Origin of the sequence: Joostella sp. (assembly GCF_048266025.1) — a bacterium.
GTDB classification, from domain to species: Bacteria; Bacteroidota; Bacteroidia; order Flavobacteriales; family Flavobacteriaceae; genus Galbibacter; species Galbibacter atrarenae.
In genome coordinates this window covers 38,260-60,142 of record NZ_JBLXAF010000010.1, presented here as the reverse complement: position 1 = coordinate 60,142, position 21,883 = coordinate 38,260, and the positions used below count along the sequence as shown (strand labels likewise).

The 21,883-nt window shown below is 33.1% G+C and carries 18 protein-coding genes; 9 read left to right on the top strand and 9 right to left on the bottom strand.

Going from position 1 to position 21,883, the window contains the following annotated elements:
• Positions 1-9: 9 nt before the first annotated feature.
• From ACN0TY_RS14865 to gcvP, 3 genes are all read right to left on the bottom strand, one after another.
• Positions 10-534: a methyltransferase gene (locus tag ACN0TY_RS14865; protein ID WP_236959844.1), complete on the bottom strand. Its 525-nt coding sequence runs from the start codon at positions 532-534 to the stop codon at positions 10-12.
• 1 nt (position 535) lies between these two features.
• Positions 536-1,594: a 3-oxoacyl-ACP synthase III family protein gene (locus ACN0TY_RS14860; RefSeq protein WP_417445113.1), complete on the bottom strand. Its 1,059-nt coding sequence runs from the start codon at positions 1,592-1,594 to the stop codon at positions 536-538.
• 172 nt (positions 1,595-1,766) lie between these two features.
• Complete coding sequence (gene gcvP, locus ACN0TY_RS14855; protein ID WP_417445112.1) at positions 1,767-4,616, bottom strand: aminomethyl-transferring glycine dehydrogenase; 2,850 nt, start codon at positions 4,614-4,616, stop codon at positions 1,767-1,769.
• A gap of 135 nt (positions 4,617-4,751) precedes the next feature.
• Here gcvP and ACN0TY_RS14850 point away from each other — a divergent pair, with 135 nt between their 5' ends.
• Positions 4,752-5,573: a hypothetical protein gene (locus tag ACN0TY_RS14850; protein WP_236959847.1), complete on the top strand. Its 822-nt coding sequence runs from the start codon at positions 4,752-4,754 to the stop codon at positions 5,571-5,573.
• A 28-nt stretch (positions 5,574-5,601) separates the two neighbouring features.
• Here the strand turns inward: ACN0TY_RS14850 and ACN0TY_RS14845 are convergent, their stop codons facing one another.
• Both ACN0TY_RS14845 and ACN0TY_RS14840 read right to left on the bottom strand, forming a co-directional pair.
• Positions 5,602-5,868 carry a hypothetical protein gene (locus tag ACN0TY_RS14845; RefSeq protein WP_236959848.1) on the bottom strand — a complete coding sequence of 89 codons (267 nt, stop codon included), beginning with the start codon at positions 5,866-5,868 and terminating at the stop codon, positions 5,602-5,604.
• On the bottom strand, positions 5,865-6,425 hold the full coding sequence (locus ACN0TY_RS14840) for a sigma-70 family RNA polymerase sigma factor (RefSeq protein WP_417445111.1): 561 nt from the start codon (positions 6,423-6,425) through the stop codon (positions 5,865-5,867). Before ACN0TY_RS14840 ends, ACN0TY_RS14845 begins: the two co-directional genes overlap by 4 nt.
• A 158-nt stretch (positions 6,426-6,583) precedes the next feature.
• Between ACN0TY_RS14840 and ACN0TY_RS14835 the strand changes: the two genes are divergently transcribed.
• On the top strand, positions 6,584-6,952 hold the full coding sequence (locus tag ACN0TY_RS14835) for a rhodanese-like domain-containing protein (protein WP_417445110.1): 369 nt from the start codon (positions 6,584-6,586) through the stop codon (positions 6,950-6,952).
• A gap of 95 nt (positions 6,953-7,047) precedes the next feature.
• Here ACN0TY_RS14835 and lysS read toward each other — a convergent pair whose 3' ends face one another.
• Positions 7,048-8,739, bottom strand: a complete 1,692-nt coding sequence (gene lysS, locus ACN0TY_RS14830) for a lysine--tRNA ligase (protein WP_417445109.1) — start codon at positions 8,737-8,739, stop codon at positions 7,048-7,050.
• A gap of 203 nt (positions 8,740-8,942) precedes the next feature.
• Here lysS and ACN0TY_RS14825 point away from each other — a divergent pair, with 203 nt between their 5' ends.
• The 5 genes from ACN0TY_RS14825 (at position 8,943) to lipB (ending at position 12,790) form a co-directional block, all read left to right on the top strand.
• Positions 8,943-9,920, top strand: a complete 978-nt coding sequence (locus tag ACN0TY_RS14825; protein ID WP_417445108.1) for a SphA family protein — start codon at positions 8,943-8,945, stop codon at positions 9,918-9,920.
• Positions 9,921-10,161: 241 nt separating this feature from the next.
• Positions 10,162-10,800: an HdeD family acid-resistance protein gene (locus ACN0TY_RS14820; protein WP_417445107.1), complete on the top strand. Its 639-nt coding sequence runs from the start codon at positions 10,162-10,164 to the stop codon at positions 10,798-10,800.
• Positions 10,801-11,066: 266 nt separating this feature from the next.
• The gene (locus tag ACN0TY_RS14815; protein WP_236959854.1) at positions 11,067-11,225 is read left to right on the top strand and encodes a YqaE/Pmp3 family membrane protein; all 159 of its coding nucleotides are present in this window, start codon (positions 11,067-11,069) and stop codon (positions 11,223-11,225) included.
• Between the two features lie 86 nt (positions 11,226-11,311).
• Complete coding sequence (locus ACN0TY_RS14810; RefSeq protein ID WP_417445106.1) at positions 11,312-12,079, top strand: hypothetical protein; 768 nt, start codon at positions 11,312-11,314, stop codon at positions 12,077-12,079.
• A gap of 3 nt (positions 12,080-12,082) precedes the next feature.
• Positions 12,083-12,790, top strand: a complete 708-nt coding sequence (lipB, locus tag ACN0TY_RS14805; RefSeq protein WP_417445105.1) for a lipoyl(octanoyl) transferase LipB — start codon at positions 12,083-12,085, stop codon at positions 12,788-12,790.
• Positions 12,791-12,870: 80 nt separating this feature from the next.
• On the opposite strand, the gene ACN0TY_RS14800 is transcribed toward lipB, so the two are convergent.
• Positions 12,871-15,318 carry a ribonuclease HII gene (locus tag ACN0TY_RS14800; protein ID WP_417445104.1) on the bottom strand — a complete coding sequence of 816 codons (2,448 nt, stop codon included), beginning with the start codon at positions 15,316-15,318 and terminating at the stop codon, positions 12,871-12,873.
• Between the two features lie 278 nt (positions 15,319-15,596).
• Here ACN0TY_RS14800 and ACN0TY_RS14795 point away from each other — a divergent pair, with 278 nt between their 5' ends.
• Together ACN0TY_RS14795 and ACN0TY_RS14790 are read left to right on the top strand one after the other, a co-directional pair.
• Positions 15,597-18,809, top strand: a complete 3,213-nt coding sequence (locus tag ACN0TY_RS14795) for a SusC/RagA family TonB-linked outer membrane protein (protein WP_417445103.1) — start codon at positions 15,597-15,599, stop codon at positions 18,807-18,809.
• A 17-nt stretch (positions 18,810-18,826) separates the two neighbouring features.
• Entirely contained in the window at positions 18,827-20,290 is a 1,464-nt protein-coding gene (locus tag ACN0TY_RS14790; protein ID WP_417445102.1) for a RagB/SusD family nutrient uptake outer membrane protein, read from the top strand.
• 65 nt (positions 20,291-20,355) lie between these two features.
• Here the strand turns inward: ACN0TY_RS14790 and ACN0TY_RS14785 are convergent, their stop codons facing one another.
• Both ACN0TY_RS14785 and ACN0TY_RS14780 read right to left on the bottom strand, forming a co-directional pair.
• Entirely contained in the window at positions 20,356-21,198 is an 843-nt protein-coding gene (locus ACN0TY_RS14785) for an IS3 family transposase (RefSeq protein ID WP_417445167.1), read from the bottom strand.
• A gap of 23 nt (positions 21,199-21,221) precedes the next feature.
• Positions 21,222-21,656: a hypothetical protein gene (locus ACN0TY_RS14780; RefSeq protein WP_417445101.1), complete on the bottom strand. Its 435-nt coding sequence runs from the start codon at positions 21,654-21,656 to the stop codon at positions 21,222-21,224.
• Positions 21,657-21,883 lie beyond the last annotated feature (227 nt).

Genomic DNA, 21,883 nt, shown 5'->3' with positions numbered 1-21,883 from the left:
CCAGATATATTATTGCTTTCTTTCCGCATAGACAATATAATACCTCGGAGTAAAAGTACGTAGTAAAGGTCTAAGTCCTATTTTCTTAACAGGATTTGTCCATTTATCACGACTTTTAATTTCCCAACCAGCTTTTTCTAAAAGCCAATCGAATTGCCAATCTTCAAACTCATGATAATGTCTGTCCCACATATCAGTTTTACTTCTATAAGCAGGAGAAAACCACAATTTTAACGGAACAGAAGCAACTAATTTATCAGCCTTTATGTTTTTAAGCACATTATAAGGAGCAATAAGGTGTTCGAAAATTTCGAAGGCAGTAACTACAGAAGCGTCAGAATTTAAAACAGTATTGAAATCATTATCTAAATCTTCACCTCCTGTATTTTCTACTTCATAGCCACGAGATTGCATAATCTCACTAAAGGGGTTTTTAACCCCTAAGTCTAAGATATTTGCAGGTTTGTTAATAGAAGATTCTAGAAATTCTATTGTTTTTTTATAGCGTTTGTTTGGAAAGCTATTTTCGTACATATTATATTTTATAAACGAGCGCATTTATATTCATACCAGCGCCAACGCTTGCAAATATAACAACATCTCCTTTATGTACTTCCTGATTTTTCACCATTCCTTTTTTTACAGAATCAAATAACGTAGGAATCGTAGCTACAGAGCTGTTTCCAAGTTCTTGAATAGTCATAGGCATAATACCTTCAGGAATTGTTTTATCATATAATTTATAAAAACGCTGTAAGATGGCTTCATCCATTTTTTCGTTCGCCTGATGGATAAAAACTTTTTTCACATCATCAATACCATATCCGCTTTTATCCAGACACTCCTTCATTGCTTTTGGAACGTGGGTTACAGCAAATTCGTAGATCTTGCGACCATACATTTTTATGTACTTCGTGTCTTGATCTGCATCTTTGTTATAAGAACATCCGTTAAAAAGATAGTAAGCCTCATCATGCGCATGGGTAGCAGAAAGATGAGATTTTATTCCGCCTTCCTCTTCGGTAGCTTCAATGATTGTAGCGCCAGCACCATCAGAATAAATCATAGAATCTCTATCGTGATCATCTACAACTCTAGAAAGTGTTTCTGCTCCGATAACAAGGCATCTTTTTGCTATTCCAGCTTTTATAAAAGCATGTGCTTGTACAACGCCTTCAATCCAACCAGGGCATCCAAAAAGAACATCATAACCAACACATCTTGGATTTTTTATTTTTAGCGAATGCTTCACTCTAGAAGCAATACTCGGAACCATATCCGATTGGATAGTTCCTTTTTTAATATCGCCAAAATTGTGAGCAACAATGATATAATCTATAGTTTCTTTATCTATTTTAGCGTCTTCAATAGCCTTTTCAGCAGCAAAAAATGCAATATCTGAAGTTGTGTATTGGTCGTTAACATACCTCCTTTGTTCAATTCCGGTTATGGCTTTGAATTTTTGTATGATAACTTCATTAGCGTGCTTAAAGGGACTCCCGTCGGCATTTAAAAATTCATGCTTCGAGAATGAGCTGTTAGCAGTCACTTGAGATGGAATATAGCTTCCTGTTCCCGTAATCTTTATATTCATTGAGAGTCAATTTTGCCAAAGGTACGATTATATACATAATATGTTATGCATGCATAATTTATTTTACGATGCCCAACGTAAGTTTTTTTAAGCTTACTAGCTGGTTTTAAAATAAAAAGCCCTTCAAGTTAATGAAAGGCTTTTAAATATTCATAGTGTTTATACACTTTTTTTATGCATCGATGTAATCTTCAATAGGTGCACAAGTACACATTAAATTACGATCTCCATAAGCTTCGTCCACACGTCTTACCGTTGGCCAGAACTTATTATCTGCAATATGGTCCATAGGATATGCTGCTTTCTCTCTAGAGTAAGGGAAGTCCCAATCTGTAGCAGTCAGCATTTTTAAAGTATGAGGAGCGTTCTTTAAAACATTATTTGTATCTCCTTCTTCTAGCTCTTCAATTTCTTTAGTAATTGCTATAAGAGAATCACAAAAACGATCTAATTCAGCTAAATTTTCACTTTCTGTAGGCTCAATCATCATTGTTCCAGCAACTGGAAATGATACTGTAGGAGCGTGGAAACCGTAATCGATAAGTCTTTTTGCAATATCAGTTACTTCAATTCCTTTAGCTTTAAATGGACGACAGTCAATAATCATTTCGTGTGCTGCTCTTCCTTTTTCTCCTGTATAAAGAACATCAAAAGATCCACTCAGTCTATTTTTAATATAGTTTGCATTTAAAATTGCCATGCTTGTAGACTGTTTTAAGCCTCCTGCACCTAACATTTTAATATATCCGTAGGAAATTAAGCAAACTAATGAGCTTCCCCATGGAGCTGCAGATATTGCGTCGATTCCATTTTCTCCACCTGTTTTAATAACAGGATTAGAAGGTAAAAACGATACTAAATGTTCTGCAACACAAATAGGACCAACTCCAGGACCACCACCACCGTGAGGAATAGCAAAAGTTTTATGTAGGTTTAAATGACAAACGTCTGCGCCAATAGTAGCAGGATTTGTAAGTCCTACTTGTGCGTTCATATTTGCACCGTCCATATAAACTTGTCCACCATTGTCATGGATAAGCTGCGTGATTTCTTTAATAGAAGATTCAAATACTCCGTGTGTAGATGGATAAGTAACCATCAAAGCAGCAAGATTATCTTTATGCTTCTCTGCTTTTTCACGAAGGTCTTCAATATCTATATTTCCTTTTTCGTCTGTTTTTGTTACTACAACTTTCATTCCAGCAAGAACAGCAGAAGCAGGATTAGTTCCGTGAGCAGAAGCTGGAATTAAACAGATGTTTCTATGTTGTTCGTTACGGGATTTATGGTAAGCACGGATTACTAGAAGTCCAGCGTATTCTCCTTGAGCTCCAGAGTTTGGTTGTAGCGAAGTTCCAGCAAAACCTGTAATAACATTTAATTGCTCTTCTAAAGTTTTAAGAACTTCTTGGTAGCCTTCTGCTTGATCTACAGGTACAAAAGGGTGTATATTTCCCCATTCGTCCCAACTTAGTGGTAGCATTTCTGATGCAGCATTAAGCTTCATGGTACAAGATCCTAAAGAAATCATAGAGTGATTTAGTGCAAGATCTTTACGCTCTAATTTCTTAATGTAGCGCATTAATGCCGTTTCTGAGTGATATGAGTTAAATACCTCATTCTCTAAGAAAGGAGAAACACGAGAACTACCATTTAATACAGCGGTATTCTCGATTAATTGATTTATGGTTATAGTGTTTTTCCCTGCTGCATCAGCAAAGATCTGCACTATTTTATTTAAGTCTTTTAGTGTAGTGGCTTCATTTATAGAAATAGCAACTTTGTCACTTTCAGCATATAAAAAGTTCACATTTTCTAATTCAGCAATACTTTTAACATGTTGCGCATCTGCTTTTACTAAGATAGTGTCGAAGTAAGATTCGTTTAATTGATCGTATCCTAAATCTGTTAATGCTTTAGAAAGTGCAATTGCCGAATTATGAACTTTATCAGCTATATATTTTAATCCTTTTGGACCGTGGTAAACTGCGTACATTCCAGCCATAACAGCCAAAAGAACTTGAGCTGTACAAATGTTGGAAGTAGCTTTGTCTCTTTTTATATGTTGCTCTCTTGTTTGTAGCGCCATACGTAATGCACGGTTGCCATCGGTGTCTTTAGTAACCCCTATAATTCTCCCTGGAATGTTACGTTTATAGGCTTCTTTTGTTGCAAAAAATGCAGCATGTGGACCTCCGTAACCTAATGGAATTCCAAAACGCTGTGTAGTTCCTACAACAACTTCGGCTCCAAACTCTCCTGGAGGAGTTAAGTTTACTAAGCTTAATATATCTGCAGCCACAGCTACTTTGATTCCATTATCATTAGCATTCGATACAAACTCTGAATAGTTAAATACAGAACCGTATTTTCCTGGGTACTGTAAAAAGGCTCCAAAAAATTCAGTAGAAAAATCAAAAGTAGTATGATCACCAATTACAAGTTCAATTTCTAGTGGACTAGCGTGCGATTTTAAAACAGAAAGCGTTTGTGGTAAAACTTCTTCAGAAACGAAAAATTTATTCACTCCGTTCTTTTTCTGCTCTCTGCTTCTTACACCAAATAGCATAGACATAGCTTCTGCTGCTGCAGAACCTTCATCTAATAAAGATGCATTTGCAAGTTCCATTCCAGTAAGATCGCAAACCATTGTTTGGAAGTTTAATAAAGCCTCCAATCTACCTTGTGCAATTTCTGCTTGATAAGGCGTGTATGCAGTATACCAACCTGGGTTTTCAAGAATATTTCTCTTGATAACAGATGGAACTATAGATTCGTGGTAACCAAGACCAATATAGGTTTTAAATACTTTATTTTTAGTAGCGACCTGCTTTAAATGAGCTAGATACTCATACTCCGTCATTGCTTCTGGAAGATCAAGATCCGATTTTAGTCGGATCCCATCAGGAAACGTTTCGTAGAGAAGCTGATCCATATTATTAACACCTACTGTAGAGAACATGGTGCTTAAATCATCTTTTTGGGGGCCAATATGGCGGGTAACAAAAGAGTCTGTTTTCATTATAACCGTCTAAAAATGTTTTAATTTGCGCAAAAATACATATTATATTTGGTTAAAAAAGTACTTTTAAAAGGCTTTAACTAAAGTTTTAAACAGTGTGTTGATTAATTTATATTAGATATCTATATCGTTGAAATGAAGTTGTTTAAGAGAGCTTTTAATTTTTATTTAGACGCTAGTATTCACGTTGCTTTTGCAGTTTATGCATTGGCAAGGGTTACAATGTTGAATTTTGATATAACATATGATGCAGTAATTGCTAATGCGCTCTTTTTTGGGACCATAGTAGAGTATAGTTTTATAAAGTATAGTCCGCTAGCAAAACACTATGTTTTTATCACTCAAAAATATATAAAGAGTATTCAGCTATTTAGTATGTTATGCTTCTTATTTGCAGCTTATTATATTTTTAAGCTGAATTTAAAAACGTTGGTTTCGGCGGCTGGACTTGTAATTTTGGCCTTTTTGTATGTAGTTCCTGCGCTATCTACAAAACGAAATTTTAGAAGCTTAAAAGGAGTGAAAATTTATATTGTTGGGATTACATGGTCTGTTTCTACAGTGATATTACCACTTTTAAATAACGATTTACCTATAACTACAACAGCTGTTTTAGAAATGATACAGCGTTTTGTATTTATTATAATATTGATGATTCCTTTTGAAATTCGTGATTTAAAAACCGATGAATCTTGGTTACATACGCTTCCTCAAGTGTTAGGAGTGAGAGGGGTGAAAAGAGTAGGTGTTCTATTGGTAGGTGTTTTTTTAGTGCTTACATTCTTTAAAAGCGAATTGTATATTAATCATAAGGTGATGTATGTAGAAGTATTTGTAGGATTGATACTTCTGACGGCAATTTTATTTTCTAAAAAGAAGCAAGCAGTATATTTTTCAAGTTTTTTTGTGGAAAGTATTCCTGTAATCTGGTGGTTGCTTTTGTTATTATGTAGTTAATGCCTATTAATTAGTAGCGTATAAATAATTATTTGGATGCTTCAGATTGATCTGCATTCAATTTTTTTTTCAACTCCTGTTTCTTCTTAGGATCCATTGTTTTAATCTCTGCCTCTTTGCAAAGTTGTGTTAGGGTAGCGTTACGTTTGCTATATGATTTTGTAGCATTACACCATATTAGGCGGCAACTTAACTTAATCTTATCTAATAAAGTAGCCTCTCCATATTGCATTTTATCACAAATATGTTGGGCCTCTTCACAAGAGACAAAAAAGAAATTCTTCTTATTATTCATTTTTTAAACCAATTATTTTCTAGGCAATCCATTAATGCAGTTCGAGCTCTATGGACTATAACCCATAGATTAGACGCAGAGATATTTAATTCTTTACAAATATCTTCAGTGTCCATTCCTTGAATTGTTTTTTTTATAAAAACATCTGCTTGTTTTTTAGGAAGTTTCATTAAGCATTCTTGAATAGCTATTCCTAACTCTTCATTCTGCAAAGCGTCTTCAGCATTGATATCAAAGGGATCTGCTACATTATCTTCTAGCCAATCTCCTTCTTGATCTTCTCGATTAGAAAATCCCATTCTAACTTCAGCTTTACCTTTATTAGAATTTATTTTTCGATAATGATCAATGATTTTTCTTTTCAGAATAGAAATTAGCCATGTACGCTCAGCTGCCTCTCCTTTAAAGTTTTTAGCAGATTTAAGTCCTGCTAAAAAAGTTTCCTGCACCAAATCTTCAGCTACGATAGCATCGTTAACTCGAGTAATGGTGTAGTTAAAAAGGTAATCGGCGTAATGATCTACCCACTTTGAAGGATCTAATTTGTTTTTAGGCACTCTAAAATTAATTTATATCAAAAGTATGATAAAAAGTTTAATAATAGCTTTTGTCATTTTACAATTTCAGAAGAAATTCTACATAATCTATTATTCTGTAATTATATTTGCTTACAACTATTACAAATTAGTTTTAAATACTTACAAATACATTTTTGATGAAAAAATATATAATGCTACTTTTTCTAGTGACCGCTCAATTAGCATTTTCTCAAGTTAAGGAAATGGATATTACTACTTTTAACATGGAATCTTCAGATGAATTGGTTTTGATTGATGTAAGAACTCCAGATGAATTTAAAGCTGGGCATTTAAAAGAAGCCAAAAATATAAATGTAAAAGATGATGCTTTTATTGCTGAAGTAAAAAAAGTAGATAAATCTAAGAGTGTGTATTTGTATTGTAAGGCAGGAGGAAGAAGTGCAGTCGCAGCTAAAATTTTAGACTCATTAGGATATAAAAATATAGTAAATCTAGATGGAGGCTTTGATGCTTGGGAAAAAGCAGGAAAGCCTTTTGAGGAATAAGAGTTTTTGTATTCAAATAAAAAAGAGGAGTTATTGCTTAAACAGTAACTCCTCTTTTTATTTTATAGAACGCTCTTGAGAGCTAAATATAAATATTACAATACTTCACAAAATAATCCGTCATCAGTTTTTGAAACTTTTACAACTTTGTGTTTTGTAAGTCCTTTTATGGTTTTATCCCATTTTTTATTACTTAATCCAGATTGTTCTTTAAGGTCATTCAATGGCATTTTAGTTTCTTTTTTTAGTAATTCAAAAACTAATTTTTCATCATCACTTAAAGCTACTTCCGCTTTTTTCTCAGGACGCATCTGTGGGAAGAATAATACCTCTTGGATAGAAGCATTATTTGTAAGTAACATCACCAAACGGTCTATCCCAATTCCGATTCCAGAAGTAGGAGGCATACCGTATTCTAAAGCTCTTAAGAAATCTTGATCGATAAACATCGCTTCATCGTCTCCTTTTTCAGAAAGTTTAAGTTGCTCTTCAAAACGCTCTCTTTGGTCTATCGGATCATTAAGCTCAGAATATGCATTTGCCAATTCTTTTCCGTTTACCATCAACTCAAAACGCTCTGTTAACGCAGGGTTTGTTCTGTGTTCTTTGGTAAGCGGACTCATTTCTTTAGGGTAATCGGTGATAAAAGTTGGCTGGATGTAGTTGTGTTCACATTTTTCTCCAAAAATCTCATCAATCAATTTCCCAACTCCCATTGTTTCATCTACAGGAATATCAAGTTTTGTACAAACTTCACGGAGTTCTTCTTCATTCATTCCAGCAACATCAAAACCAGTATGATCTTTAATAGCTTGTAAAATTGGTACACGAGGATAAGGCGCTTTAAAGCTAATTTCGTTTTTACCAACTTTAGCAACTGCAGTACCATTGGCATCTGTAGCAACTTTTTCTAGGAGCTCCTCAGTCATATTCATCATCCAATTGTAATCTTTGTAAGAAACATAAAGTTCCATTACAGTAAACTCTGGATTGTGAGTTTTGTCCATCCCTTCATTACGGAAATCTTTAGCAAACTCATAAACACCATCAAAGCCACCAACTATAAGTCTTTTTAAGTACAACTCATTGGCAACACGTAAATACAACGGAATGTTTAATGCATTATGATGCGTAACAAATGGGCGTGCAGTAGCACCTCCAGGAATAGATTGTAATATAGGTGTTTCTACCTCTATATAGTCTCGCGAATTAAAAAACTCACGCATACTTGTAGTTATTTTTGTACGCTTAAGAAAAGTTTCCTTAACGTGTGGATTTACAATAAGATCCACATAGCGCTGACGATAACGTAGCTCAGGGTCATTAAATTCATCAAATACTTTCCCTTCACTGTCTACTTTTGGTAACGGTAATGGGCGTAAAGATTTATTTAATACAGTAAAGTTTTTAACTGAAACAGTTTTTTCTCCAACCTTCGTTGTAAAAAGTGTTCCTTCAATACCGATAATATCTCCTATATCGAGAAGTTTTTTATAAACTTCGTTATAGGCTGTTTTGTCTTCACCTGGACAAATTTCGTCTCTATTAAAATACAACTGAATACGACCTTCAGAATCTTGTAATTCAGCAAAAGAAGCTTTCCCTTGGATACGTCTACTCATTAAGCGCCCTGCAAGTACCACTTTCTTATCTTCTTCAAAGTTCTGTTTGACCTTTTTAGAGGTGTGATCTACCGGATATAAATCGGCAGGATAAGGATTAATGCCTAATTCGCGTAGCTTTCCAAGCTTTTCTCTTCGGATAATTTCCTGTTCTGAAAGTTGCATAATTTATTTTGTCATTTTAAGCCTGCAAAGATAGGGAGTATTTAACAATCTATCAATCTATTTAATAACAGTTGATGGATTTATCTGTAATTAATCATTTAATAGCGATTCATGTGTTCTAGTTCTTGTGATAAATTAAATTTTTTTAACTTATATTAGTGTAGTAATTGGTTTTCCCTCAAGCCATATTTTTAAATATGATAATGAGAAAAGCAATTTTTATAACGTTTCTGTTTTTTAACGCAATACTTTATGCGCAGCAAACAGCTTCTTCAATACAATCGGGCTCTTATATTCCCGGGATTATGGGAGTTAGGGATTACACCGCACCAGAATTTTCAGGAATTTTAATATTTGATAGTAATGTTTTTTTAACCTCTAATAAATTTTTAGATGCTAAAGGAAATGAAGTTAGTCAGGTTAATATTCCTGGGGTAGGAGAGATTCCTTTAAATGTTGATATTTCAGGCTACTTAAACAGTTTGATGATTAACTATGCATCTCCAGAGTTATCTTTTCTAGGAGGAATGCAATATCTCTTTATGGTAGCTCCAGTCTACAGTTCTGTAAATGTTAGATTGTTTACTGGACAGTTAAATAACAATGAATATAAGGTTGATGGTGGTGCTAGCGGAATGGGGGATGTAACTGTTTCTCCGTTATTGCTGTCTAAAGCTTTTAAGAATTTTGATCTTACAACAGGTTATTTATTTACAGCGCCTACCGGAAGATTTAAAACAGGAGCTGAAGATAATGTAGGAGTTGGGTATTGGTCGCATATGTTTCAGTTTGCTGGATATTATTATTTGAATGAAAAGCAGACCGCTTTTTTTGCGATGCCAACATATGAATTTCATAGTGATATAAAAGATACAGATGTGAGGCCAGGAAGTAGACTTATATTAGAGTATGGAGTTAGTCATTTTTTAAATGAACGCTTAGAGTTAGTAGTGCAAGGCGGACATGCTTGGCAAGTATCTAGAGATACAGGAATGGATGTTACTTGGGATAATTCAGTAAAAGATAGGCTAAGCACTTTTGGTGTAGGGGCTGGATATTGGTTTGCAAAAAACAAGTTTTATGCAAATTTTAAATGGTCTACTTCCTATGCGAACAGAGAACACTTTGGTGTGAATGTTTTGCAATTAGAATTCTTATATATACCTAAGGTTTTTAATTAATACTGCATTTGTTTTATAGGGTATTGTTTTTTTGCAATTTTTATTGATAATTGATTAACAATATTTTATGGTTTCTGTTGAGATTGTTTTCGTAATTTTGTACAGAACGTTGGTTATGGTTAATTGTGAAAACTTAACTTTTAAATGTACTTAACATGCAGAGTAAATGTATGTGTTAAGAATAGGTGCATTTTAAAAGATAAATATGTAAAATAAGTTTAACACATAAATAAACAAAGTCATGACTAGACATTTTTTTAAAACCATTAACAATACGATAAAACACTGGTATATTCCACTTATTATCGGTATTATCTTCATTATTGTAGCTATTTACACTTTCCTATCTCCGCTTTCTTCATACGTAGCGCTATCTGTAGTTTTTAGTTTAGCTTTTTTGTTTTCAGGAATAAGTAATATTATACTTTCGATTTCTAATAGAAAGGAAATAGATAATTGGGGTTGGTTACTTTTCTTTGGTATTGTATCCTTAATATTTGGTATTTTATTATTAGCTAATCCACAGCTTTCAATGGCAACTTTGCCTTTTTATGTTGGTTTTTGGGTTATGTTTCAATCTATTGGAGCAATCGGACATGCTATGGATTTAAAAAATTATGGTGTTCTAGATTGGGGTAACCTTATGTTGGTAGGTGTTTTAGGGTTGTTGTTTTCATTTATATTATTATGGAACCCTTTATTTGCAGGTTTAAATGTTGTTATCTGGACAGGAATAGCATTCTTAACTTTAGGAATTTATAGTATTTACTTCTCTTTCAAACTGAAAAAAGTTAAAGACTTTCCTAATAAAATACCACAAGATTTAAAAGATAAATTCCAAGAAGTCAAAACTTCTATTCAGAAAGAAATGAATAAATAAGTTTATTGAAAAAACATAAAATGGCTTTATCAATTAAAGATGATAAAGCCGTTTTTTTTATATTCTATATTTTGATAATAGGAGTCCTTAAAAATTAAATAAATCAAAAATGGTTGTAACAAAACGCAACTTTATTCGTCATATAAGAAAAGATATTTAGCAGTTGCTTATTAGTTAAGGTTAACTTTTTATCTTTGTTTTTTATGTTCAGAAATCATCAATCTGAATTTTATAGAATTAAACATCAATCAAAAAAAATCAAAAAAATGAGTATTTGGAGAGTATTACTTTCAATCTTTTTCCCGCCTTTAGCTGTATTAGACAAAGGGTGCGGATCTATTATAATTGTCTTCTTATTAACTCTCTGCGGATGGATTCCGGGAGTGATAGCAGCTTTAGTTATTTTAAATAATCCTAATAGATAATATTTAGGTAAAGCGAATAAAAAAATAGCACAATTACTAAATTGTAAAATAGTACCTTTATCAACAAGGTTTTTTAAAATATGTAAATGTTTAAGTTACTATGCTTTGTTGTGCTTTTGTGCGCTTTTTTATTATCTAGTTGTGTTTTTACTGAAGAAATATATTTCAAAGGAGAGGAGCATGGGAAGGTTAATTTAGAATTCGATGGTGAAAAATTCATGGAATATGCTATTTCTGGAAGTCAGCAATTAGATACTACTCCTAGGGTATTGGATACAACTATTTTGGTAAAGGATTATTTAAGAATTCAAAAAGATAGTATAGAGCAATTTTTACCAAAAAATTTACAAAAAAAAATGGAGTCGGTTGCTGGGATAAAAATTCATAACTATACTAATCTTAAGGATTCAGAGCTAAAAGTAAATTTGTATCAAGATTTTTATTCAATAAAGAATTTAGGAGACGTTTTTGGTAACATCTATACTCTTATGGTAGCAGGATATTTAGCTTCTTATAGAGATAATGCTGTATTAATACCTACCCTTACAAATAAATCTTTATCTCATGTTATCTATTCTTATAAAGAAAATGTATTTACTAGAAAAACAGTGGTTTTGGATGAAGAAAAATATGTTTCAATAAGAAATGATTTAAGGGAGATATACAAAGGAAGGGCGGATCTTAGGGAATCTTCCTACGTGTTAAAGTATCATTTTTCGAAGAAAATAGAATCTGTCTCATTTTATAACCCTACATATAGTGATGATAAAAAAACTGTTACAATTGTTGTAGATTTGTATGATTATGCAACAGATCCCTATCTGTTAAATTTAGAAATTGTTTTAGAAAAATAAGGTTTGAATAAAGAAGTATTAATACAAGATTTAGGTCTCAAAGACTATAAGGAAACTTGGGATTATCAAGAATCGATTTTTAAGGAGATATTAGATATTAAAATTAGAAATCGCCGTGAAGAATTAAACTTACAGACTCCAAACTATTTTTTGTTTGTAGAGCATCCCCATGTATATACATTAGGGAAAAGTGGAGATCTTTCTAATTTACTTCTTAGTGAAAGTCAGTTGAAAGAAAAAGGAGCCACGTTCTATAAGATAAATAGAGGAGGAGATATTACCTACCATGGACCAGGGCAAATTGTAGGATATCCTATTTTAGATTTGGATAATTTTTTTACTGATATTCATAAGTACTTACGTTTCTTAGAGGAAGTTATCATTCTTACTTTGGATGAATATGGAGTCGTTGCAACCCGTAGTGAAGGAGAAACAGGAGTATGGATTGATGTAGGGACTCCGTTTGCAAGAAAAATTTGCGCCATGGGAGTTCGTGCTTCTCGTTGGGTTACTATGCATGGATTTGCGTTGAATGTAAATGCAAATTTGGGTTATTTCGATAATATTATTCCATGTGGGATTCGTGGAAAGGGAGTAACTTCTCTCAATGTAGAATTAGGAAAAACCACTGTTAATGAAGCTGAGGTGAAATTAAAAATTCAGAAACATTTTCAGGAGCTTTTTGAAGCTACTTTTATAGATAAATTATAAGTTGAAAACTTATATAAAAAAGGAAGGATTGGCTTAATAAGCTAATCCTTCCTTTTTTTATTGATTTTAGATTTTAATATCTAATTTATCTTATAACATATTATAGAGTTTTTATCACCTACAGTAACCATTTCTAGTCTTTTGTCATTATCTATATCTGCCAAATCAATTTCTGAATCTCCATAGACAGGGAAGTTTTTTACAAGCGTAGCATTGCTGTCAAATAAATAAACTTTATGTGTCTGCTTATCGGTTACAGTAACGTATATCTTATCATTGATATAAAAAATCTTAGGTTTTGTGTAGATTCCAAAATCTAATGTTGCTTTATTGTCTTTAATGGTTAATATGTTATCAGAAATAGTAGCCAAGGTATTCGATGTAGCATCGATTAGATGATTTTCTTTCAATCCTAATTCAATTTTATTTAACCCGCCTTTTTGATCTACTTGAATTAAATCCCCTGAAGTGTTTGTAGTAGTAAATTTCTTGTCATATAAATAAACTTCATTTCCTGAGAAATCTATAGACCCACGGGTTCGGATTCTTAAATCTCCTGTGCGGTGAAGAATATCTAGTTTTCCGTCACTCTCTTGTAGGATAATATAATCTTTGTTTCCAATACGTATATGCTTCGGACTATTAATAATGGTGTTCTCCGTTTCGTCTAGAATAAAACCGGTTACAACCTTGCCATAACGGTTGTACATTTCTATTTTTTTACCCATAACAATAACAAAACGATAATCTTTGTTGTTGCTGTAGTCAAAAACAGCTAAAGGTTGCGTTATCGTATTTTTAAAATCGATAGGGAATGGAGATACTTCGTTTCCGTTCCTGTCTAAGATCACCATTTTGTCAGTTGTATTAAACGCTAATTGTAAACGTCCATTTCTGTACAAATCTACTTGAGAGATTTCGCCCAAAACTTTACCATTTAATTCCTTTTTCCACAGGACTTTACCATCTGTAGCGATTAAATAAAGATTGTTTTCAACATCTTGAACTACAATTTCCTTCTTTTTTGTGTAGTGATTTAAAACAAACTGGGGTTTTGTAGCGATTTCAGCATCTAAAGTAGTATTGTAAACCTGCGTAATTATGTTAGAGTTAACTGTAGAAGTATTCGCTTTTTTAAGTAACGCATGGAAATGAGCAAAATCTCCCTCCGCAATATATTGAAACGCAATAAATTTATAATCTTTAAAAGATTCTTTAGCAATAGTCTCTTTGAATTCTTCACTAAGTATCGCGTCATTCTCTTTTAACTTTTCTAAGTTACCAATAACTAATATCGAAGATTCGTCTGCTAATTCATTCCGTAAATTCTTGTAAGAAGGCAGCTGCGAAAGTGTAGCGCTATTCTGATAGTTAGAAATGAGGTCTTCTATTAAACTCATATCTTCAGTGAAGACATAGAAATCATCTATTTTTGCAACATAATTTGTAGGAATTCCTTCAGTAATCTTTGAAAAGTGGGTTTTTATCAGGCTGTTTTCGTTTAATTCCCATATTGAATAGTCTCGGTATTTTTCTTCAGTAATTACAAATTTCTGCAACCGATCTTCAAAATCTATATTGTCACTTACTGTAAAAGCAAAAGCTTTTTCTTCTTGGAATCCTATTTCGATCATTTCTGTTGTCTTATGAAATAAGGAGTCTTTAGTTTGTGGAATTTTAGATTCATTCCCTTTTAATGCTGGGTAAGCCAAATAATAAGATGCGCTTAATGGGACAATTTCAGCAGCATAACTAGTTGAAGGTGTACTATTTTTAAATGTATTAAGAGTATTGCTTATAGAGTCACTGGCAATAGCAATCCCATTTAATTTTATATAGTCTTGAGCAATATTTGAGTCGAAAGAAGTCCAGTCGTTAAATTCAGTGAGATTATTAGCAAGGTCTTCTGATAACACATTATTAAAGAAACTTTTTCCTTTTTTGTGATTGATAAATAAATTGGCAGGAACATTTGTCTGCGCTACTTGGTAAAGCTTTTTTAGTTTAGGATCGGCTTCTAAATTTTCAGAGTTTCTAATGAGGTTCTCAATAATCAATCTAGAGGAGGAACCCACAAAGTGATCTCCTAGAGAAGTGCTAAATAATTTTTTGTCAGCAATAGTAAGAACCTTAATATTTGCTCCTTCGTAGGAAATAGTTTTAATGTCTCTACTTATTGTGGAGTCTATATTAAATAGATTGTTATGATTTTTACTTATAAATGTATAATCGAAAGCATCTTTTCCGACCTCATTGAAAGCTAGTATGGAAGGGCTTTTAGGATTTAAATATTTTAATGTTTTTAATAAGGTTGTTGAATTTTGATATGGACTACTCTTCTTTAATAACTTGATAAAATCATTATTAATCAATTCACTTCTGAAAGATAGGTAATCATTAATTTTAATTACAGCTGTAGCATTTCTTGGGGTGTATGCAATTAAATCATCTGGAGTAATTGCGGTTTTTTGCTTACATGATAAAAGCAAAAAAGATGATATAATAAGGAGTCCTATAAGTTGCTTCATTGATTTGTTAATTTATAACAAAAGTATAGTTTACATGGCTAAAAAAAATATAAAAGCAATGATTTTTAAGAATTTGTTAAGTTAAAGAATCTTTAAGTATTTAATAAAATTTTATAGCATCTCATAATTTAGTAGGATTAATCTTTCTTTAGAAAGTATTTGACTTCAATAAAAGAGCGATTAATCTCTTTTAAATGTCGTATCTTCTATTGTATTTCTTTTATTGCTTAAGATATAATTAGGATATTGCGAAACGCTAAATTCAAATTTATTAAAATATGAGATCGAAGTTTACTTGGATGCTAACACTATTTATGGTGTTAGTTCTACAGTTCTCCTATGGACAGGAGAAAACAATTACGGGGATCATTACAGATCAAGATGGCTTGCCATTACCCGGAGCAAATGTAACTGTTAAAGGTACGTCCACAGGTACCCAAACAGATTTTGATGGGAATTATTCAATTTCTACAACTGTGGGGAAAGTTTTAGTATTCTCTTATGTAGGTCAACAAACAGAAGAAAGAACAGTTGGGGCTGCAAGTACTATTAATATAACATTAAAGCAAGATTCTCAAGCTTTAGAGGAAGTGATTGTAGTTGGATATAGTACTTCTACCAAAGAATCTTTTACAGGAACAGCTACTACAATAGACACGGAGTCTATTGATAAGAAGAGTGTTTCTAATATTTCTCAAGCATTAGCTGGAGAGGCAGCAGGGGTTAGAGTTATTAATACTACAGGCCAGCCTGGAGAATCTGCAACGATTCGTATTCGTGGTTTTGGATCAGTAAATGGTAATAGAGATCCTTTATATATTGTAGATGGAGCTCCTTTTGTAGGAAACATTAGTGCAATAAACCCTGCAGATATTAAATCTACAACAATTTTGAAAGATGCTTCTGCAACTGCTATTTATGGTTCTCGTGGTGCTAACGGTGTTATTGTTATTACTACTAAAAACGGAAGAGGAGAAGATTCTTACATTGAAGTAGAAACAAAAACAGGTCAGAACATGAGTTTAATACCTCGCTCAAGTACTATATCATCTCCAGAAGAGTATATAGGTTTAAGCTGGGAAGGACTTTACAATAGAGGTAACTTACTAGGGGAAGACCCTGTTGCTTATGCTAATGAAAATCTTTTTAGTAGATCAGGTATTAATTCTAAATACAACATGTGGAATGTTGCAGACGGTGGTGAATTAATAGATCCTACAACAGGTCAAGTTAGAGAAGGTGTTACAAGAAAGTATAATCCAGAGAACTGGGAAGATTATGCTTTTCAGCCAGCTAGTCGTTTAGAAGCTAACCTTAAAATAGGAGGTAGTAACGAACAAACAAGTTACTTTACATCTTTTGGTTACTTAAAAGATCAAGGATATACAATTAATTCAGATTATGAGCGTATTACTACAAGATTAAATGTAGCTCATAAAGTACGTGATTGGTTAGATGGATCTGTTAATGTTGGTTATACTATTTCTGATGCAAACAATAATGGGCAAACTGAAGATTCTGGAAGTGTATTCTGGTTTGTAGATAACATGCCTTCAATATATCCATTGTTTTTAAGAGATACTAACGGAGACATAGTAGAAGATCCTATTTACGGTGGTCCACAATATGATTATGGAGATGGTCGTGGTTTTGGAGGTTTAACAAATGCAATTGCGGATGCAAATTATGCAACAAGTAAAACTAAGAGACACGAGATTAATACAAATGCTGCTTTAAATATCCATTTCTCAGATCACTTAACTTTAGAGAATAGAGTTGGTATTCAGTATTATAATCAAAGTTACGATAATGTGGATAATCCATTTTACGGTCCTAGTGCAAGTAATGGAGGTTCTATATATAAAACAAAAACAGAATTATTTTCATATAATATACTAAACTTATTGCGTTACAAAAACGACTGGGGTGACCATAGTTTTGAAGCATTAGTAGCACATGAGGCAAATTCTTGGGAGAGAAAGTATTTGTCTGCTTATAAGTTTAACATAGTTATTCCAGATGGAGATGAACTTAATAACGCAGTAGGAACTAATCCACCTTCTTCTTATACAAGAGACTTTACTCTAGAAAGTTATTTTGGTCAAATTAACTACGACTTTGATAATAAATATTTTATTTCTGGAACAGTTAGAAGAGATGGGTCTTCAAGATTTGTAAAAGATAAGTGGGGGACTTTTGGTTCTCTAGGAGCTGCTTGGGCAGTTACAAATGAAGAGTTCATGCAAGATCAAAATGTATTTAGCAACTTAAAGTTAAAAGCTAGTTACGGTTTAATAGGAGAACAAGGTGGTGTAGGTTATTACCCAGGGTATGATTTGTACAATGTAAGTAATTTAAATGGAGATGTTTCTCTTGCTTTTGATACTAAAGGAAATCCAGATTTGACTTGGGAAACATCTAAGATGTTCCAAACAGGTGTTGAAATGGGACTAGGTAAATATTTAGATATTTCTGTAGATTACTACATTAAGAATACTGATAATTTAATTTTTGATAGAAAAATTGGACCTTCAATAGGGTATTCATCTATAAAAGTAAATGATGGAGAGTTGAAAAATTCAGGTATTGAATTTAACATTCAATCTCATATAGTTCAAACTAAAGATTTCTATTTAGATTTTGGTATTAATGGAGAAGTACTAAATAATGAATTAACAACAATGCCTATAGACCCATCTACAGGTGAAGAAAAGATTTTAAATATCGATGGATACTTTGGTCAAGCTGAAGGACACTCTATCTATGATTTCTATATGAGAGAATGGGCAGGTGTAGATTCAGCAGATGGTGCTGCAATGTGGAATCAGTATTTCTATGATGCTAATGGTGACGGACAGTTACAGAGTGGAGAAGAGAGTATTAACTCAATGCAAGATTATTTAGCACAATATCCAGAAAGAGCGGACGCTATTGGTAAAACTCAAACTAAAGTGTATCAAGAAGCAACTCAGAAGTTTGTAGGGAAATCTGCAATACCAGATGTTAGAGGTGCTTTTAGATTAGCTACAGGATATAAAGGATTTAGTTTAAGTGCTCAATTCTTATATGGTCTTGGAGGACATTCTTATGATTTTGTTTATTCAAGATTAATGGGTAATGATCAAGTAGGTGGTAACAATTGGCATACTGATATTTTAGACAGATGGCAACAACCAGGAGATGTAACAGACGTACCTAGATTATCTAGTAATGCTACTGGAGATTCTAATTTCGCATCTACATCTACTAGGTTTTTAACTAAAGCAGATTACTTAAGCTTAAATAACATCCGTTTCGGATACCAGATTCCTAAAAACTACATTGATCAAATAGGTCTTGCAGATATGGAGTTCTGGATAAGTGGAGATAACTTATTCTTATTATCTGAACGTGATGGATTTAATCCTACAACAAGTGAAGCGGGTACTTCTGGTTGGTACACTTATGCACCATTATCTACAATTACCTTTGGAGTAAGAGCTAAATTTTAACTAGAAAAGTAATAAAAATGAGATATAAAATATATTTTACAGCCCTTGTAGGTGCATTGACACTTACAAGTTGTGGGGATGATTTCTTAGAAACAGAACCTACAGAATTTATTTCTTCAGATCAAATAGACGAAGCAACAGAATTAAACCCTTCCACGCAAGAAGGAACTGTAAGGGGACTGTATGCTACTATGTTTACTACTGGTTCAGGAGGAACTGATCTTGATCATGATGATTTTGGACAAAAAGGATACGATATTTATACAGATATGTTATCAGGAGATATGGTGCTAGCTGGTCTAACTTATGGTTGGTATTCAGATATTTCTCAACTGCAATCTACTATAGATTATACTGATAATGCAAACTATAAACCATGGAGATACTATTATAGAATCATCCTTGGAGCAAACATGGTTATTAAAACTCTTGGAGGTAATGATTTTATACCCGATACTGACGAAGGTAAGTATGGTATGGGGCAAGCTAAAGCTATGAGAGCATATAGCTATTTTTATTTAGCTAATTTGTTTACAGAAGGGTATAATCCAACAGAGGAAATTTTGCCAATATATACTGAAGCAGAAGAGGAAAATCAGCCATTATCTACAACTGATGAGGTTTATAGCCTTATAATTAATGACTTAAATGATGCGATTAGTTTATTAAGTACTTTTGAAAGAGCTAATAAAAGTGAAGTAAATCAGTGGGTTGCTAAAGGTTTATTAGCATACACTTATGCCTCTATGGGAAAAAATGCTGAGGTTAAAACTATCACAAATGACATTATTACAAATGGAGGTTTCATTTTGGCAAACGAGGAAGAAGCTTTAGGTGGATTTAATAATGTAGGTTCTAAAGGCTGGATGTGGGGTACTGACATCACTCTTGATAATGGTTTAGATCTAGTTTCATGGTGGGGACAAGTAGATTTGTTTACTTATAGCTATGCATGGGCTGGAGACCCTAAATCAATAGATGATGGTTTATATGAATCGATACGAGAAGATGATGTTCGTAAAGATCAGTTTGTTGATGCATATGGAGATGGAGTTTTATTTCCATTGAATAAATTTTATGCGCCAGGTCGTGAAGTTGGAGGACAGCGTAGTGTAGAAACAGACTATGTTTATATGAGAATTGCTGAAATGTACTTATTACATGCTGAAGCAGCTGCAAAAACAGGAGATGAAGGTACAGCTATTCAATCATTAAAAGTATTATTAAACGAACGAGTAGAAGACCCTTCTTATGTAGATGCTCTATCAGGTCAGGCTTTATTAGATGAAATTTATCTTCAAACTAGAATTGAGTTATGGGGAGAGGGTAAAAGTTATTTAGCAATGAAGCGTAATAAGGCAACAATTACAAGAGGTCCAAATCACCTTTCATTTGCTGGGGAGTCATTCTCTTATGATGATGATAGACTTTCATTTGATATTCCTCAAGATGAGATTCAAAATAATCCTTTTATCAATTAGTTATATTAATTAATTGTCTAGTCCTAAAAAACCGATACAGATTATTAAAGGATTAAATTTATAACTTAAAGCTTAACGATGCTAGCATCGTTAAGCTTTTTTGATTTGTACTGTATTCTAATCAGTTTGTTTTGTTGATGCATTTGTTGTGGTGTTAGCATATGATTGGATAAGTGCGGTCTTTGGTTGTTATAAACCTGGATCGCATTTTTGATCAGTTTTTTCTTTACTTGGACATCATTAATGCTTTTAGCGATATTAAATTCTTGCTTTAGTATTCCATTGATTCTCTCCGCTATTGCGTTCTCGTAAGGATCATACTTCTCTGTCATACTGGCTTTGATATTATTCTTAATCAATAATTGCTGATATTCGTTTGAACAATATTGTAGACCTCTATCGGAGTGATGTATCAACGGTTCTTCGTTATTTACCCTGTTCTTTAAAGCCATATCGAGAGCTTCTAAGGAACCATCTACTGCGAGGGTATTGGATACATTATAGTCCATTATCTTTTTTGAATAGGCATCTGTGATCAAGGCTAGATATGATGGCTTACTTCGGTTACCTACATAGGTAATATCGCCGACCCAGATTTGTTCAGGTCTTATGATATCAACATTACTAAGGATGTTCCTGTGCTTTCTGAATCGATGATGTGAGTCCGTTGTTATATGATAACTTTTTTTAGGTGTTATCAGTAAATGATTTGCTTTAAGTATTCTAAACAGCTTATCCCTACCTACTTTTAAATCGGTAAGTTCTTGTTTTAAAATATGGTATAATTTTCTAGCACTTAGTTTAGGCATAACATTGCGCACCCCCCTGACCAAGGCTATTACTTGTTTTGCTATAGATTGCTTATAGCTTCTAGATTTAATAGATCGATAATATACCTGTCTATCCAGCCCGAGTAGGTTACAGGTGGAAACTATTGTTTCCTTTTGTTCTTCTTTGAAGTTTTCAATAACTCGGGCCTGTAATTTTTTCTGATCTGAATGTCATATTCTTTTTCGGCCATATTTACAAGCATATCAAAGATGATTACTTTCTTGTCGGCGCGCTCGGCTAGATACTCCGCTCTAGCTTTTTGCTTTTCAAGTAGCTTTACCTTAGCTTCTAGTTCGATGATTTTTTGTTCAGGTGTCTTGGCCATGGTTACAACGGATAGGTTTTCCCAATCAAAGGTACCATATTTATGCAACCAAGAGGTAATGGTAGACCTAGCTTGTATACCGTATTTAAGATGTGCGGAAAGCCGATCTAGTTGACCTGGTTCTATTTCCTCTACCACTTGTAGCTTAAAAGAAAGCGAGTAGTCTTTTTGGGTTCTTTTCGTATAACCCATGTTTGTTGATGTTTTCATTACACTAAAGTTTTAGTGTATCGCTATTTTAGGACGGGACAGATTTGTAAAGTCTAAGAGACTGCCTTTTCAGACAGCCTCATTTCTGTTTACACAGTTTTTTGGACACTTCCTAATTAATCAATTTTAAATATATAAATTATTAGACCCACCAGTTTTCTGGTGGGTTTTTTAATATATGACTCCCTTCTTTCAGAATATTAAATCATTATTCATTTAACATGAAA